The organism is Streptomyces sp. NPDC051051 (genome assembly GCF_040682975.1).
Taxonomy (GTDB): Bacteria; Actinomycetota; Actinomycetes; order Streptomycetales; family Streptomycetaceae; genus Streptomyces.
Genome location: NZ_JBFBCB010000027.1, coordinates 68,343 through 82,295, shown reverse-complemented (window position 1 = coordinate 82,295; position 13,953 = coordinate 68,343). Strand labels below are relative to the sequence as shown.

Below are 13,953 nucleotides of genomic sequence, written 5' to 3'. Positions count from 1 at the left end.
GCGGTGTGGCGCGGGGCCCCGGGTGTGCCGCCCCGGGACGCGGGGGCGCCGCCGGTCGCACCGTGGGGATCGGGCAAGCTGTGACCTCCGATGGTGGTGCGGCAGGTGTGAAGGTGGAGGCCCCGCAGGTGGCTGATTCTTTTCCGCAGGAGCGGTTCTCCCGGCGGATCCTCCGGGACGAGACGCTGCTCGTCCTGGGCGTCTCGCTGGGCGCGAGCGGGGTGTCCGCCCTGATCAGTTTCGTCGGATCGGTCACGAAGCCGGGCGGCCTCAAGGACCAGGCGGCCACCCTCAACGCCTCGGCCGCGCCGGGCCGTCCCTGGCTCGACCTCGCCTGGCAGCTGTTCGGGATCGCCAGTGCGCTCGTCCCCGTCGCGCTCGTCGCGCACCTGCTGCTGCGCGAGGGACAGGGCCTGCGCACCCTCGGCTTCGACCGCGCCCGCCCCTGGTCCGACCTCGGCCGCGGCGCCGCGATCGCCGCGGGCGTCGGCAGCTCCGGCATCGCCTTCTACCTCGCCGCCCGCGGCCTCGGCTTCAACCTCACGGTGGTTCCCGAGGCCCTGCCCGACGTGTGGTGGAAGTACCCGGTGCTGATCCTGTCGGCGCTGCAGAACGCGATCCTCGAAGAGGTCATCGTGGTCGGCTACCTGCTGCGCCGCCTCGGACAGCTGGGATGGACACCGGTCGGGGCGCTGGCGGCCAGCTCCGTGCTGCGCGGCTCGTACCACCTCTACCAGGGCATCGGCGGGTTCGTCGGCAACATGGTGATGGGCGTGGTGTTCGTGTACCTCTACCGGCGTTGGGGCCGGGTGGGGCCCCTGGTCGTCGCGCACTCCCTGCTCGACATCGGTGCCTTCGTCGGATACGCGCTGCTGGCGGGCAAGGTCGACTGGCTGCCCACGGCATGAGCGCGGGCCGCACCGCCCGTCCCCCGTCGGAGAGGCTAGGCGAGCAGGTCGCCCTCGATGACGGTCACCGCGCGGCCTCTGAGCAGGGTGCGCGGTCCGCGCAGTTCGGTGCGGACGTGACCGGAGCGCGGTGAGGCCTGCAGGCCGGTCAGCTCGGCACGCCCGAGGCGCTCCGACCAGAAGGGGGCCAGGGCCGTGTGGGCGCTGCCGGTGACCGGGTCCTCGTCGATGCCCACGTTGGGGAAGAAGCAGCGGGAGACGAAGTCGTGTCCCAGACCGGGGCGTTCGGCACGGGCGGTGGCGATGACGCCGCGCGCGGAGTGGGCGCGCAGGGCCCGGTGATCGGGGCGCAGGGCGCGGACGGTGTGTTCGTCGGCGAGTTCGACCAGCAGGTCGCCCACGTCCGGGCCGGTGTCGAAGGCCGTGAGCGGTTCGGCGCCCAGGGCTTCGGCGACCCCCTGCGGGACCTCCACGCGGGTGAGAGGGGCGGTCGGGAAGTCCAGGGTGAGGGAACCGTCCTCGGCGGGCGTCGCGACGAGCACCCCGCTGCGGGTCGCGAACCGCACCGGCCCCGCGTGGGCGCCCGTGCTGTGCAGGACGTGGGCGGTGGCCAGCGTGGCGTGACCGCACATCGCCACCTCGGTGACGGGGGTGAACCAGCGCAGCGCCCAGTCGGCCTCGCCGCCCGTCGGCAGCGGGTGCGCGAAGGCCGTCTCGGCGTGGTTGACCTCGAGGGCCACGTTCTGGAGCCGGTCGTCGCCGGGGAAGGCGTCGAGGAGCAGGACCCCGGCGGGGTTCCCGGTGAAGGGACGGTCGGTGAAGGCGTCGACGATACGAATCCGCATGCGGCGACGGTAGGCGCCGGGAGCGTCGGCGGGCCAAGGCCAATCGGCGAGTGCTGGACCGGTCGGGGAACCGGCCGCGCCGACCCGGACGTTGATCGCGGTGGGGCGGACGGCCCCGGCAGGCACGACGACCGGCGGAAGGACACTGCCCTGAACAACACCACGGCAAGGAGTGACGAGGGCCCCCTCGTGCTGACGGGGGCGACCGGCTTCATCGGGTCCCGCGTGCTCGGTGCGCTGCTGGACCGGGGAGCCCGTGTGCGTGCCCTGGTCCGCACGGTGCCCGGTGACGACGGGGAGGCCGGGGCCGTCGAGTGGGTGCGCGGCGATCTGACCGACCCGGACGCCGTGCGTGGTCTGTGCGAGGGTGCGCGGACGGTCGTCCACCTGGCCTCGTACGTGGGCGCGGACAAGCGGTTGTGCGAGGCGGTCAACGTCGGCGGGACCCGGGCGCTGATGGCGGAGGCCCGGCGGGCCGGCGCCCGCCGCGTGGTGCACCTGTCGACGGCCGCGGTGTACGGCGCCGGCCCGCACCGCGGCATCGCCGTGGACGAGACACCGGCCGAGCCGGTCTCCGCCGTGAGCCGGACCCGGCTGGCCGGGGAGGCACCCGCCCGAGAGGCCGGCGCCGTGGTCCTGCGGCCGGGGCTCGTGCTCGGGGCCGGGGACCGGTGGGTGGTGCCGGGCCTGCGGGAACTGGTCGAGCGGGTGCCGGCCGAGTGGGACGGCGGCCGTGCCCTGCTGTCGGTGATCGACGTCGGCGACCTCGCCCGCCTGATCGCCGCGGTCGCCGCCGGCCCCCGCCCGGTTCCGCCCGGCGTGTACCACGCGGGCCACCCCGGCCCCGTGCGCGTCGGCGACCTGCTGGCCGCGCTCGCGCGGTACGGCGTGCTGCCGCCCCGCCCCGACGCCGACTGGCCGTGGGCCACCTGCCTGGAGCGCCTGCGGGCCACCCCCGGTCGGGCCTCGGAACGCCAGTTCGCCCTGGTCGGCCGCGACCACTGGTACCGAGCCGACGAGCTCTGGGAACTGACGGCCGAGCCACCGGGCCCCGGCCCGCTGAGCCGCCTCCCGGACGCGGCCGAGTGGTACCGGGAGCGGCTGGGGCGGGGCGCCTGAGGCACCGCGGGGCACGGACCGGGGGCACGGGACGTGGCTCGCGGACCGGTACGGCGAGTCCGTCTCGCCCACGCCGGGAAGCTCTCGGCGGGTTGTCCCGGCCGGGGCCGCCCGCGGACGGTGTGTCCCGTGGGCGCCGTCCGAGCCCGGTGGCGTGCGGCACGGGGTGGTGCCCCGACGGCGGGAAGCCCTCCACCGCGCGGACTCACCGGCACGCTGGGATGCTGGGGGGAGTGTTGCCCAAGGCCCGACGAGGAGCGGCGGTGAACGCCGTGCCGGGCTCGAGGAGGGTGATCCGGGTCATCCCGTGTCACATCCGCCGCAGCGCGTGAGGAACCGGCCCCGACCGCCCTGCCCCCGGTCCTGTGGCTTCCGCCTCCTTCCCGGGCCGCTGACAATCCACGACATCCGAATCGAGGCGACGGTATGAGCGCGACGCACTCCTCGCACACCGGGACCGCAAAGCAGCAGTGGGCCGAGGGCCTGACGGTCTTCGCCGCCGTGACGCTCATGCTCGCGGGGATCCTGGACATCTTCCGCGGCATCATGGGCATCGCCGAGGACGACGTCTTCGTCACGACCCGCAGCTACGTCTTCGAGTTCGACCTCACCGGCTGGGGCTGGATCCACCTGGCGCTCGGCGTGGTGGCCGTCCTCGTCAGCATGGGACTCTTCCGGGGGTCGATGTGGGCACGCGTCTCCGGCGTGGCCATCGCGGGACTCATCATCATCGCCAACTTCCTGTCGCTGCCGTACTCCCCGGTCTGGTCCGTCGTGATGATCGCCTTCTCCGGGTTCGTCATCTGGGGTCTGTGCGTGTCGCGGTCGGACACCGCCTCGCTGCGCTAGCGATCCGCCCGCGCGCGGGGACGACGGCCGCCCGCGCGCGTCCGAACGGCCAGGAAGGCGGCGCGCGATGTGCCGATGGCTCGCCTACTCGGGTACGCCCGTCCTGCTCGAGACGATCCTCTACAAGCCGACGCACTCACTGATCGACCAGAGCCTGCACTCCCGGATGGGCGTCGAGACGACCAACGGCGACGGCTTCGGAGTGGGGTGGTACGGGCCGGACCTGAGCACCCCGGCGGTCGTCCGCGACATCGGCCCGGCCTGGAGCAACCGCAATCTGCGGGAGATCGCGGGCCACGTCCGCTCCTCCCTCTTCTTCGCCCACATCCGCGCCTCCACGGGGTCCGCGGTGCAGCAGACCAACTGCCATCCGTTCCGCCACGGCCGCTGGATGTGGATGCACAACGGCGCGATCGCCGAGTTCCACCGGACACGGCGGGACCTGGCGCTGGCCGTCGACCCGGCGCTGTTCCTCGACATGGAGGGCTCCACGGACTCCGAGATGATGTTCTATCTGGCGCTCACCCTCGGCCTGGAGCAGGACCCGCCGAGCGCCGTCGCGCGCATGGCGGGTCTGGTGGAGCGGACCGGCCACGAGCACGGGGTGGAGTTCCCGCTGCAGATGACGGTGGCCGTGACGGACGGGGAGCGGCTGTGGGCGTTCCGCTACTCCAGCCAGAAGGCCTCGCGCTCGCTGTTCTACAGCACCCGGGTGGACACCCTGCGCGCCCTCCACCCCGATGTGGAGTTCCTGCAGGAGGTCTCCGACACCACGCGCCTCATCGTGTCCGAGCCCCTCGGTGACCTTCCCGGCGCCTGGAACGCGGTTCCCGAGGGCACGGGCGGCGTGGTGCAGCCCGACGGTGACGAGATGTTCTCCTTCACCCCGCTGGAGCCGGCCCTGGCCTGATCCGGCACCGGACGGGGCAAGGTCCCGTCCGGCCGGGCCTTGGCACAGTGAAGCCCTGTCATGGCGGACGTTCTCGTGCAGAGCCTTGTCATGCGAACTGTTCCGATATATCGTTGACGCATCGCGATCGATCAACGAACCAATGGATGGAGTGATGGCGATGCGTACCCACGGATACGAGCGTGGACATGGACAGGACGGCTTCTCCCGGCGTGGCCGGGGCGGCTGGGATGGCTTCGACGGGCGTCGGGCGGCCTTCGGGCCCTTCGGTCCGGGATTCGGCCCCGGCGGTCCCGGCGGTGGCTTCGGGCCGGGACCCTGGGGCGGCCGAGGCCGCGGCGGACCCAGGGGGAGGGCGCGGCGCGGCGACGTGCGGGCCTCGATCCTGGCGCTGCTGAAGGACCGGCCCATGCACGGCTACGAGATGATCCAGGAGATCGCCGAGCGCAGCGGCGGCGCGTGGAAGCCGAGCCCCGGCTCGGTGTACCCCACCCTCCAGCTGCTGGAGGACGAGGGTCTGATCAGCAGTGCGTCGGAGGGCGGCAAGAAGTTGTTCTCGCTCACCGACGCGGGCCGTACGGCGGCCGAGGAGGGGCCCGACGCCCCCTGGGAGGAAGCCTCCCGCGGGGTCGACTGGGAGGCCCTCGGAGAGATCCGGCAGGCCGGTTTCGGTCTGATGGAGGCCTTCGGGCAGGTCTGGAAGACCGGCAGCAAGGAACAGCGCGAGAAGGCGCTCACGGTCATCAACGACGCCCGCAAGAAGTTGTACCTGATCCTCGCCGACGAGGACTGACGGCCGTTCCGTACGAGAGCGAAGGCGCCTGGCGGAGGACTCCGCCAGGCGCCTTCGCACTCTCCGAAGGCCGCCGTCGGAGACGTCGGTGGAGGCCACCGGGTGGCACCCGTTCCCCGTGAGGCGGGACGGCGCGCGCCGCTGGTGCGAAAACGGCCTGATCTCCTCCGTGAGGAGGAGATTCCGGCACCCGCTGTCGGCTCTGCGTGGGACGCGAAGATGGTTCCCTCCGTGGATGTTCCGGCCGGCCGGGACTGATGGGATGGAGGATGTGCAACCCCGTATCCCCCGGCAGCCGGTCCGCGACCACGCGTTCCGGGCCATGGAAGACGACGCCGGGCTCAGTGCCGAGCTGGCGGCGGCGGTCGGGGGCGCGCGCCGGCGTGCCGTCCGGGACGGCGACCGGCAGATCGACACCGCGCACCTGCTGCACTCCCTCCTGGAGAGCGACCCCGAGGTGCGCGCCGCCTTCGGCGGGGGTCCGCAGCTCGCCCGTCTCTTCGGCTATCTCGTCCAGCGCAGCATCGGCTACGGCCTGCGCTGGCAGGGCGGCGTCGAGGACTCCGGCGCCCTGCCCGTCGTCGCGGCCGTCGAGGGCTTCTCGCCCCTCGCCTCCGCCGCGCTGTGGCACGCGCGGGTCCGTGCCGCCGGGCGCTCCGGACTTCGCACCCCCGACACCGGCCTGCTCCCCTGCGCGCCCGGCATCGCCCGCGGGATCGACCTGCTCGCCGCGATCCTCGCCGACCCGCAGGCCCGCGCCGTCGATGTGCTGGGCCGGGCCGGCATCGAGCCACCGGCCGTGTGCGCCCGGATCGACGGTGGCCTCGACGAGTACGCCGGCGACGGCGACGCGCCCTGACCGGGCCCCTTGCCCGTCCAGCGACTGAGACAGGTGTCAACCGGGGTGACGGTCATGTCGTGGCCTGTCATCATGTGCCCGTGCGTACGTCTGTGAGCAGTCAGGTCAGTCGCGGAAAGGGCATCGGGCTCTCTCTGGCGGTCGGGTCGGCCATCGCCTTCGGCGGATCCGGAGTGGCGGCGAAGCCGCTGATCGAGGCGGGACTCGACCCGCTGCACGTGGTGTGGCTGCGAGTGACGGGCGCGGCCCTGGTCATGCTGCCCCTGGCGGTGCGCCACCGCGCACTGGCACGCCGCCGTCCCGCGCTGCTCGCCGGGTTCGGACTGCTCGGCGTGGCCGGCGTCCAGGCGTTCTACTTCGCCTCCATCTCCCGCATCCCCGTCGGCGTCGCCCTGCTGGTGGAGTACCTGGCGCCCGCCCTCGTGCTCGGCTGGGTGCGGTTCGTGCAGCGGCGGCCGGTGACGCGGGCCGCCGCGCTCGGCGTGGTCCTCGCGGTGGGAGGGCTCGCCTGTGTCGTCGAGGTCTGGTCGGGGCTCGGCTTCGACGCCCTCGGCCTGGTCCTGGCGCTGGCCGCCGCCTGCTGCCAGGTCGGCTACTTCGTCCTCTCCGACCAGGGCAGCGACTCCGGCGACGACGCCCCCGACCCGCTCGGCGTGATCGCCTACGGCCTCCTCGTCGGCGCCGTCGTCCTGACGGCGGTGGCCCGTCCGTGGGGCATGGACTGGTCGGTGCTCGCGGGCACCGCCGCCATGGACGGCACCGAGGTCCCGGCCTGGCTGCTGCTCGGCTGGATCGTACTGATCGCCACGGTCGTCGCGTACGTCACCGGCGTGGTCTCCGTGCGCCGGCTCTCCCCGCAGGTGGCGGGTGTCGTGGCCTGCCTGGAGGCGGTCATCGCCACCGTGCTGGCCTGGGTGCTGCTCGGCGAACACCTCTCGGCGCCGCAGATCGTCGGGGGCACGGTCGTCCTGCTCGGCGCGTTCATCGCCCAGTCGTCCGCTCCCGCCAAGGGCTCCCCGGACCCGGTGGCCGCCGGTGGTCCGGAGCGGGAGTTGTCCGCCCGCGGGACGGCGACCTGACAGGGGCCCGGGAGGGCCGGATGCGCGCCGGGCGGGCCATGCGGCCCCGGTGCGCCGGGAGAGGCGGCCCGGACGCGGCCCCGCCGCCCTGCGGTCACGTCCCGGGGCCGCGGCGCAGCAGGCGCTCGCGTGCCATCGCGTCCCCCGGACCGCCGCGCGCCGCGAGGCCCGCCGCGATGCGCTCCCGGGTCTCGGCGGGCCGGTGGTTCGCGTACTCGAACTTGGCCCGTACGTCCGTCACCTCGAGCCGGATCCCGCGGATCCCGCGGATCCAGGAGAGCAGACGGCCGTACGGCACCTAGCCCACCGCGACCCGCGCTGAGCCGCCTTCCGGCTGGAAGCGGCCCGTCTGCCGGTTCAGCAGGGCGGCCTTGGCCCGGGGTCGTCGACTCGTTGACTGCCGTGACGGGGGTTTTCGGCCGGGTGGGGGGGATGGGTGGGCGGGCTGCGGGAGGTGGCGGCGTCGTTCGTGGTGCCCGGTCCGGCGGGAGCGGCTGTTCGGGACCGGCTGCGGGTGGGCGAGTCGGACGCTGCGGTGCCGGCCGAGGTGGGGATCTCCCTGGGGTCGCCGGCCGCTGGGGATCTCGCGGAGCGCTCCCGGCAGGGCCTGGCGCACGATGCCGCCGCATGGGCGGTGCGCAAACGGTCGCTGACGGGGAGGTCGTCTGCGCGGTGGGCGGGCAGCATCACCGAGGCCACGCACGATCAGTGGGCGCCGGCGAGGCGCGGACAGGCCGCCCATCTGGGCCGGCTGCGTGGGCAGATCGCGTCCATCGAGGCTCGCCCGACCCGGCCGTCGGGTGCCAAGGCCGACAAGCGCGCGGGGCTGGTGCGCGGGTATGCCTCGCGAGGCGAGTGGCATGCCGAGTCCCGCCGCCTGCACGCCCTGAAGGACCGGCTCGCGGTGGTGGAAGCGGAGTGGGCGGCGGGCCGGGTCCATGGGGTGCGCGGCGGCAAAAGCCTCGCCCGCACCCGCCACCGCCTTCAGGCGGCCGGGCTGGGCGAGGGGGCCCGGCGGGAACGCCGGCGGGCGGAGCGGATGTTCCTCGCCGCCCACGGAGGGTCCGGCAAGCGCTTGGGCAACGAGACGATCCGCGTCACCGACACCGGACAGGTCTCCATCAAGCTCCCGGCCCCACTGGCCCACGCACCCCACGGCCGGTACCTGCTTGGGGCGACCGTACGCTTCCGGCATCGGGGGCAGGAGTGGCTGGACCGGATCACCGCGAACCGGGCGGTCGCCTACCGCATCCACCACGATGTTGCGCGTGGGCGCTGGTAGGTGACCACATCCTGACAAACGCTTCCGCTGTCTGCTCTCCCGCTTCCCCACCACGAGGCTCAAAGCCCGCCTCGTGTCGATGGGCGGGGAGCAGGACATCGCGATCGTCGCGGTCGACCCGGCCCACACCAGCAGGGGGGTCCAGCACTGGCAGAAACCCTTGACCACCCCCCGACGCAAGATGTCCCGGCACGATGCGGCAAGCATCGCGATCGGGCGACGCGCCCTCGGGTATCCGATCCGGCGACGGACGGCACCGCCCCCGCCTCACCAGAGTGATGGTGCGGGGCATCGGGCCGCCCAGGCCGGACCGGAGAACCGTGGGCGTGAGGAAACCCGCCCCCACAATTTCGGACCACGCCCACGATGCGCGCCGCCGGGCAGTGGAGCGAAAGCGGGCGACCAGGATGCCCAACACCGTTCGGGGCACCCGGCCGAGCACGGATCCTGGCAACAGGACTCACTCCCGCTCGGTTCGTGGGAACGGTGGATCGGCATCACAGGGCCCTGAGGTAGGCGGGCAGTTCGGTGCCGGGCGGCAGGTCGGCCTCCGGGACCGGGGTGCCGTAGCCCTTGCGGAGGGGGACCACGCCGGCCCAGTGCGGGAGGGCGAGGTCCTCGGGCTCGTCGTTCACGCCGCCGGTGCGGGTCTTGGCCGAGACCTCGTTCAGGTCGATGCGGATGACCGCGGTGGCGGCCAGTTCCTTCTTGTCGGCGGGCCGGGAGTCGGCGGCACGGCCGGGGACGACGTGGTTCACCAGGGCGTCCAGGGCCATGAGCTTCTCCTCGCGGTCGGTCACGTCGTGGGCGAGGCCGTGCACGACGACGGAGCGGTAGTTGACCGAGTGGTGGAAGGCCGAGCGGGCCAGGACCAGTCCGTCGACGTGCGTCACCGTCAGGCACACCGGCAGGCCCGGGTCGGCCTGTCCCGTCATCCGCAGCGGGCGCGAGCCCGTCGACCCGTGCACATAGAGCGTCTCGCCGACCCGGCTGTAGAGGGTGGGCAGCACCACCGGCGCGCCGTCGCGGACGAAGCCCAGGTGGCAGACGTAACCCTCGTCGAGTATCGCGTGCACCAGGTCCTTGTCGTAGGAGGCCCTCTCGGCGGACCGGGTGGGGACCGTGCGGTCGCTCGGGGCGTAGGCGGCGGGTGGCGTCGTCGACGGTGCGGTCCCCTGCGGCTGCGTGGTCCCCTGCATGGCGTCCTCCATTGCACTAGTGCATAATCGTGTTTGTGCTAGGAGAATATCCGATCAAAGGGCGGCGCGCAGCCGACATCTCCGCGAGCGTCGAGCGGGCGGTGGGCGCCGGTGAGCTGGAGCCGGGGCGACTTCTGCCCCCGATGCGGGAGTTGGCCGAGCGGCTCGGGGTGAACCCGAACACTGTCGCGGCCGCCTACCGCACCCTGCGCGAGCGCGGGGTGATCGAGACCGACGGCCGGCGGGGCAGCAGGGTGCGGTCCAAGCCGGCCACGACCGGCCGCGAGTTCATCCGGGTGGACGTGCCGGAGGGGGTGCGGGACGCGTCGGAGGGCAATCCGGACCCCGCGCTGCTGCCGCCGCTCGGGCCGGCGTTCGCCCGGGCCGCCGACCGGGGCGACCGGGAACCGGTCCTCTACGGAGACGAGCCGGTCGAGCCCGAACTGGCGCGGCTGGCCCGCGCCGAGCTGGACGCCGACGGGGTCCCGGCCGGGCCGGTGGCCGTCACCTCCGGCTCGCTCGACGCCATCGAGCGGGTGCTCGCCGCGCACCTCAGGCCCGGTGACACGGTGGCCGTCGAGGACCCCGGCTGGGGTTCGCTCCTCGACCTCGTCCCGGCACTCGGCCTGCGCACGGTCCCGGTCGGCGTCGACGACGACGGACCGCTCCCGGAGGACGTGGACCGTGCCCTGGAGGACGGCGCGCGCGCCCTGATCGTGACCGACCGGGCGCAGAACCCGACCGGCGCCACGCTCGGCGCCGCACGCGCACGTGCCCTGCGGGCCGTGCTGCGCAGGCGTCCGGGGACCCTGCTCATCGAGGACGACCACGGTCACCGGATCGTCGACCTGCCCCTGCACCCCCTCGCGGGCGTCACCCGGCACTGGGCCTTCGTCCGCTCCGTCGCCAAGGCCTACGGCCCCGATCTGCGGCTCGCCGTCCTCACCGGTGACGAGGTCACCCTCGACCGGGTCCGCGGGCGCCAGCGGCTCGGGCCCGGCTGGGTCAGCAGGATCACTCAGCGGGCCGTCGTACGGCTGTGGGCCGACGGCGCGGTGGACACCGCGGCGGTCGCGGGGGCGTACGGCAGGCGCCGGGACGCGCTGATCGGCGCGCTGGCCGAGCGGGGGGTCGCGGCCCGGGGCCGCAGCGGGATGAACGTGTGGATCCCGGTCCCCGACGAGACCGGGGCGGTGGCGCGGCTGCTGCACGCGGGGTGGGCGGTCGCGCCCGGCGCGCGGTTCCGGCTCGCGGCTCCGCCCGGCATCCGGATCACCGTGTCGACGCTGGAGGAGGGGGAGGTGGAGGCGCTGGCGGACGCGGTGGCCTCAGCGGTACGGGTGGGGAGCGGGCGGGGGGTCGTCTAGAGGGGGGCGGTGTTGCCGGGCGCGGAGCGGGGGAGTGGGCGGCCGCTTCACGTGCGTCGGCGCGGGAACGGGGGGCGCGGGCGGGCCGCACCATGTGCGGGGGCGGGCTGCCTCACCTGCGTGCGCCGGTGACGGCGTCGCCGGTCGCGCCGTTTCCCGCGCCCCCTTTCGTGCGCCCCTCCTCGGCGCCCCGCACCCCACTGCTACGCCTTGCCCCGCACCTGTGTCAGTGCCGCCCCCGCCAGGACGATGACCGCTCCCACCGGTGTCGACCAGGTCAGGGACTCGCCGAGCAGGGCCACGCCCGCCGCCGTCGCGATGACCGGGATGAAGTACGTGACCATCTGGGCGGTCGTCGGGCCGACCTCGGTGACCAGGCCGTACTGGATGAGGAGGGCCAGACCGGTGCCCAGGGCGCCCAGGGCGGCGACCGCCAGCAGCGGCAGCAGCGGGAAGCGCGCCGGGAACGTGGTGAACAGCGGGGTGACCACGGCGAGTTGCAGGGTGGCCAGGAACAGTTGGGCGCCGGTCATCGACAGGGCCGAGCTGCCGGTGCCGGCCAGGGTGCGGCGGACGTAGATCCATCCGATCGGGTAGCTCAGCGAGGCCAGCAGCGCCAGCGCCGTGCCGCGGGCGTCGAGCCCGCTGAAGCCCTGCCAGGCACCCAGGACCGTCAGCACGCCGAGGAAGCCGAGACCCAGGCCCGCCACCCTGACCCGGGTGGGCCGGTCCTCGGAGAGGGCCACCAGGGACAGGGCCATGCCCCACAGCGGCGAGGTCGCGTTGCAGATGCCCGCCAGGGTGGACGGGATGGTCAGTTCCGCGTAGGCGAACAGGGAGAACGGCAGCGCGTTCAGGAGCAGCGCGGCGACGGTCAGGTGAACCCAGGTGCGGGCACCTCGCGGCAGCCGGTCCCGCTTCACCGCGATGGCGACGGCCAGCACCGCCGTTCCGAACGCCAGCCGGCCGAGCGTGACCTGGAACGGCGCGTAGCTCCCCGTGCCCACCTTGATGAGCAGGAAGCTGAAGCCCCAGATCAGCGAGAGGAACCCGAAGCGCAGCCGCCAGTCCAGGGTGCGGCGGGGCTGGGCGGACGGCCGGACGTCCCCGGACGTGGAGGTGGCCGCGGACGTGGAGGTGGCCGCGGACGCGGGCGCGGACGGAGAACCCGTGGTGGTGGCGGTGGTCATGGTCCTCACCGTCCCCGACAACGACGTCGTAGCACAAGCGAGAATATGCGAGCAATATTTCGTAGCATCGCTTACATGTTGAATCTGGAGCGCCTGCGCACCCTCGACGCCCTCGCCCGGCACGGCTCGGTCAGCGGCGCCGCCGCGGGACTGCACATCACCACCTCGGCCGTCTCGCAGCAGATGGCCAAGCTGGAACGGGAGGTCGGCCAGCAGCTCCTCGCCAAGAACGGGCGGGGCGTCCGGCTCACGGACGCGGGCCGGCTGCTCGCCGACCACGCTGCCCGCATCCTGTCCCAGGTCGAGCTGGCCCAGTCGGACCTGGAGGCCCAGCGCGGCCAGGTGGTGGGGGAACTGAGGCTGTCGGCGTTCCCGACCGCCGCGCGCGGGCTGTTCCCCACCGCACTCGCCGGTCTGCGCGGGGAGCACCCCGGGCTCCGCGTGCGCTCCTGCGAGCTGGAGCCGGAGCGCGGCATCGCCGGGGTGATCCGCGGCGACCTCGATCTCGCCGTCGTCCTGGACTGGTACAACAAGCCGATGCCGGTGCCGGACGGGCTGGTCAAGGCGCCGATCCTGGACGACCCCGCCGACGTGGCGATGCCGGCCGGGCATCCGCTCGCGGGACGGGACGAGGTGGACCTCGCGGAGTTCGCCGGGGACGAGTGGATCACCTGGGGCGACGGCGAGTTCTGTCACGAGTGGCTGATGTTCACGCTCCGCTCGCGGGGCGTCGAGCCGATCGTCGGCCACCGGGCGGCCGAGACGCACACCCAACTCGGTCTGGTGGCCGCCGGTCTGGGGGTGTGCATCGCCCCGCTGCTCGGACGCCACCCGGTGCCGGAGGGAATCGTGATGGTCCCGCTCCGGCAGCGGCTGCGGCGGCACGTCTACGCCCTGTGGCGGGCGGACGCCGACCGCCGCCCGTCGATCAGGGCGGCGGTGCGGGCACTGAAGTCGGCCGCCGACAACCTCGGCTGACACCGGCCGGCCGCCGACGGCCCGGATCGGCACCGGCCGGCCGCCGGCCGACGCGATGGACGCCGGCTTCCGGCCCTGCCGGCCCTACAGGTCGGCCAGTTTGCGGAAGTCCCACGACACGATCTTCTCCGGGCGCAGCCGCGCCCACGCGTGCCGTCCGTCGTGCGGTATGGCGTCCAGACCGAAGTTCTTGCGGGCGAACAGCGTCTCCACGGAGTCGAGTTCGGCGCACAGTTCCCCGGTGCGCGGGATCTCGCCCACGAACTCCACGGTGCCGGACAGCTCCACGCCCCGCAGCGACTCGTACTCCTCGCCACTGTCGATCACGATCGCGACCCGTGGGTCCCGGCGCAGGTCCGCCCAGCGTCTGCTGCGCACCACGGAGTACAGCCACAGTGCGGAGCCGTCCCACAGGAACCACAGGGCGCTCACGTGCGGGGCGCCGTCGGCGGACACGGTGGCCACCCGGCAGGTGCGCTGGGTGGTGAGGAACGCGCTCACCTCGCCCGGCGACATCATGATCTTCCGGCCCCTGCGCTGGGCGACGGTCATCCATCCCTCTTCTCTCTCGGCTA

Annotated in this window: 14 protein-coding genes and 1 pseudogene; 10 read left to right on the top strand and 5 right to left on the bottom strand. The window is 73.7% G+C overall.

The features are described from left to right. The first annotated feature begins 107 nt into the window (after window positions 1-107). The gene (locus AB0N31_RS21295; RefSeq protein ID WP_366059962.1) at window positions 108-908 is read left to right on the top strand and encodes a type II CAAX endopeptidase family protein; all 801 of its coding nucleotides are present in this window, start codon (window positions 108-110) and stop codon (window positions 906-908) included. 35 nt (window positions 909-943) lie between these two features. On the opposite strand, the gene AB0N31_RS21290 is transcribed toward AB0N31_RS21295, so the two are convergent. Beyond that, window positions 944-1,753 carry a PhzF family phenazine biosynthesis protein gene (locus tag AB0N31_RS21290; protein ID WP_366059937.1) on the bottom strand — a complete coding sequence of 270 codons (810 nt, stop codon included), beginning with the start codon at window positions 1,751-1,753 and terminating at the stop codon, window positions 944-946. A gap of 189 nt (window positions 1,754-1,942) precedes the next feature. On the opposite strand from AB0N31_RS21290, the gene AB0N31_RS21285 reads away from it, so the two are divergent. From AB0N31_RS21285 to AB0N31_RS21260, 6 genes are all read left to right on the top strand, one after another. After that, window positions 1,943-2,872: an NAD(P)-dependent oxidoreductase gene (locus AB0N31_RS21285; RefSeq protein ID WP_366059936.1), complete on the top strand. Its 930-nt coding sequence runs from the start codon at window positions 1,943-1,945 to the stop codon at window positions 2,870-2,872. Window positions 2,873-3,298: 426 nt separating this feature from the next. After that, window positions 3,299-3,721, top strand: a complete 423-nt coding sequence (locus tag AB0N31_RS21280) for a hypothetical protein (protein WP_366059935.1) — start codon at window positions 3,299-3,301, stop codon at window positions 3,719-3,721. 67 nt (window positions 3,722-3,788) lie between these two features. Next, window positions 3,789-4,631 carry a class II glutamine amidotransferase gene (locus AB0N31_RS21275; RefSeq protein ID WP_366059934.1) on the top strand — a complete coding sequence of 281 codons (843 nt, stop codon included), beginning with the start codon at window positions 3,789-3,791 and terminating at the stop codon, window positions 4,629-4,631. Window positions 4,632-4,791: 160 nt separating this feature from the next. Beyond that, a complete protein-coding gene (locus AB0N31_RS21270) occupies window positions 4,792-5,424 on the top strand; it encodes a PadR family transcriptional regulator (protein WP_366059933.1) in 633 nt (210 codons plus the stop codon). Window positions 5,425-5,686: 262 nt separating this feature from the next. Further along, entirely contained in the window at window positions 5,687-6,283 is a 597-nt protein-coding gene (locus AB0N31_RS21265; protein ID WP_366059932.1) for a Clp protease N-terminal domain-containing protein, read from the top strand. Window positions 6,284-6,357: 74 nt separating this feature from the next. Next, window positions 6,358-7,362: an EamA family transporter gene (locus AB0N31_RS21260; RefSeq protein ID WP_366059960.1), complete on the top strand. Its 1,005-nt coding sequence runs from the start codon at window positions 6,358-6,360 to the stop codon at window positions 7,360-7,362. A gap of 94 nt (window positions 7,363-7,456) precedes the next feature. Here AB0N31_RS21260 and AB0N31_RS21255 read toward each other — a convergent pair. After that, window positions 7,457-7,735: pseudogene (locus tag AB0N31_RS21255) on the bottom strand (FMN-binding negative transcriptional regulator); the annotation flags it as partial. Between the two features lie 63 nt (window positions 7,736-7,798). On the opposite strand from AB0N31_RS21255, the gene AB0N31_RS21250 reads away from it, so the two are divergent. Then, complete coding sequence (locus AB0N31_RS21250; RefSeq protein ID WP_366059967.1) at window positions 7,799-8,644, top strand: hypothetical protein; 846 nt, start codon at window positions 7,799-7,801, stop codon at window positions 8,642-8,644. Window positions 8,645-9,141: 497 nt separating this feature from the next. On the opposite strand, the gene AB0N31_RS21245 is transcribed toward AB0N31_RS21250, so the two are convergent. After that, window positions 9,142-9,843, bottom strand: coding sequence for a pyridoxamine 5'-phosphate oxidase family protein (locus AB0N31_RS21245; protein ID WP_366059931.1), 702 nt, complete (start codon window positions 9,841-9,843; stop codon window positions 9,142-9,144). A gap of 35 nt (window positions 9,844-9,878) precedes the next feature. On the opposite strand from AB0N31_RS21245, the gene AB0N31_RS21240 reads away from it, so the two are divergent. After that, a complete protein-coding gene (locus AB0N31_RS21240) occupies window positions 9,879-11,210 on the top strand; it encodes an aminotransferase class I/II-fold pyridoxal phosphate-dependent enzyme (protein ID WP_366059930.1) in 1,332 nt (443 codons plus the stop codon). A gap of 203 nt (window positions 11,211-11,413) precedes the next feature. On the opposite strand, the gene AB0N31_RS21235 is transcribed toward AB0N31_RS21240, so the two are convergent. Next, window positions 11,414-12,400 (bottom strand): DMT family transporter, encoded by a 987-nt coding sequence (locus tag AB0N31_RS21235; RefSeq protein ID WP_366059929.1) that lies wholly within the window; start codon window positions 12,398-12,400, stop codon window positions 11,414-11,416. 75 nt (window positions 12,401-12,475) lie between these two features. Between AB0N31_RS21235 and AB0N31_RS21230 the strand changes: the two genes are divergently transcribed. Then, window positions 12,476-13,378, top strand: a complete 903-nt coding sequence (locus AB0N31_RS21230; RefSeq protein ID WP_366059928.1) for a LysR family transcriptional regulator — start codon at window positions 12,476-12,478, stop codon at window positions 13,376-13,378. An 84-nt stretch (window positions 13,379-13,462) separates the two neighbouring features. On the opposite strand, the gene AB0N31_RS21225 is transcribed toward AB0N31_RS21230, so the two are convergent. Further along, on the bottom strand, window positions 13,463-13,930 hold the full coding sequence (locus AB0N31_RS21225; RefSeq protein WP_366059927.1) for a pyridoxamine 5'-phosphate oxidase family protein: 468 nt from the start codon (window positions 13,928-13,930) through the stop codon (window positions 13,463-13,465). Window positions 13,931-13,953 lie beyond the last annotated feature (23 nt).